This window comes from Streptomyces sp. NPDC058051, from assembly GCF_042885475.1.
Taxonomy (GTDB): domain Bacteria; phylum Actinomycetota; class Actinomycetes; order Streptomycetales; family Streptomycetaceae; genus Streptomyces.
In genome coordinates this window covers 1-1775 of record NZ_JBHVRW010000074.1, presented here as the reverse complement: position 1 = coordinate 1775, position 1775 = coordinate 1, and the positions used below count along the sequence as shown (strand labels likewise).

The following is a 1775-nucleotide window of genomic DNA, read 5'->3' as shown; positions in this document are numbered from 1 at the left end:
GTGCGGGGTATGGCGTGTTCGAGGATGTCGGCTGCGGCGGAGGCGTCCTTGAGCCACAGCAGTTGGTACGCGAGGTTGTGGCCGTCCTTGAGAACTGACCGTTGACCGCCTTCCTGGCCTGGCTCCGACGGCGAGGCGCTTCCTAACACATCTCGCCAGAGTCGGAGCACCGACGAAAGTGCTGCTGACGCACCGACGGAACGGGTGGCAGCGTGACCACGATGCCACCCGTTCCGTATTGTCAATCGTCGCGGCGGCCGGGCAGCTCCGGGCGGTGGTCCGCAGGCGGAAGAAAGCCCAGGCACAAGCGGCCCGCGCCTCTAGACCCCCTGTCCGGGGCGGTGATGAGGATGTGCGCGATCTGATTCAGGGTGGCGGTGCGGGCCTTGACGGCGGACCGGGCGGCGTTGTGGAGGGCGCGTATGCCGCTGACGGTGTCGTCCTTGGGTATGACCGATGCCCGGCCGGACAGTGCGGCGTGGGCGGCTGCGTAGGCGTCGATGGGATCGGACTTGCCGATCCGGCGCCGTTCGGCCTTGTCGGGCCGGTTGACCTCGATCACGGTCAGGCTCGCCTGGCGGGCGGCACGGGTGAACCCGAGGCCGTAGGAGGAGATCCCCTCGACGCCGACGGCTGTCACCGCGCCATGGGCGTTCAGGAACGCGATCGCCTCGGCGTATCCCGCCGCCGTGGTCGGGAACTCGGCATCGCCAACGTGGCCCCCCGGTCGGTGATGACAGCAACGTGGATCGTGTCCGCATGGGAGTCCACTCCGCCGAACACCGCATCCAGTTCCGTGGCGGGCGTGATCGTCACTGTCATCCTGTCAGCTGCCTTCCCGGGCCGGAGGTGACACCGGCCGGGTGGATCAGACAGGACATTGAGGGGGCCTCTGGCCAAGCTCCTATCAGGTCATGTTCCACCTGGCCGGAGCCATGGAGAACGGGCCCCGGCAGCCGGACAGAACAGTCGCAGGACAGCCCAGCAGGACGTCAGTCAGACCCTGAGCCACGACCACCGGAACCCGCTACGAGTATCAATGTCAGACCCTCGTGTCACGCTGTACCAGCCTGGTGGTGGTCTCACCTCGAAGCCGATGTCACCACCAGGCAGCACGGCTTACCACCTGCACATTTGACCTACTGTCACCACGTCGTCCATTCCTGCCATCATGAGTGCGCATCAGCCCCTGACTGCCGGAGTACCGCTGTGACAGCACGCCGTCTCGCCCCCATCGCCGCAATTCTTGTCGCGGCCTCTCTCACCGCCTGCAACCCCAGTTCCGCGACGAGCGGATCCGATTCGAAGCCGGCGGCCCCCGCCACCTCGACCAGCGCTTCTGACACGTCGGGTGACGCCAGTCCCTCAGCAGCTCCGGGCGCCCCTGCAGACGGAAGTGGACTGTCGCTCACAGCAGCAATCGCGAAACTGCCGGCCGCGGAAGAGGTGCGCGACGGATACAAGCGGGACAGCTTCAAGCACTGGATCGACGAGGACAGCGACGGCTGCTCCACCCGGAACGAAGTGCTTTTGGCAGAGGCGGTCAAGGCGCCCGAGCAGGGCCCCCGGTGCACCCTGACCGGAGGTGAGTGGCTGTCGTACTACGACGAAGCCACCGTCACCGACGCCCGGAAGCTCGACATCGACCACATGGTCCCCCTCGCCGAAGCCTGGGACAGCGGCGCTTCCGAGTGGGACGCGGACCGGCGCATGCGCTACGCAAATGATCTCGGAGCCGAGCGCAGCCTCGTCGCGGTCACGGCCAAGACCAACCG

At 66.9% G+C, this 1775-nt stretch carries 1 protein-coding gene and 1 pseudogene; one reads left to right on the top strand and one right to left on the bottom strand.

What is annotated here, in order from left to right:
• Positions 1–241: 241 nt before the first annotated feature.
• Positions 242–730 (bottom strand): annotated as a pseudogene (locus ACFVUT_RS37635) (transposase); the annotation flags it as partial.
• Between the two features lie 479 nt (positions 731–1209).
• Between ACFVUT_RS37635 and ACFVUT_RS37630 the strand changes: the two are divergent.
• On the top strand, positions 1210–1775 hold a 566-nt coding region (locus tag ACFVUT_RS37630), incomplete at its 3' end, for a DUF1524 domain-containing protein (RefSeq protein ID WP_389671172.1).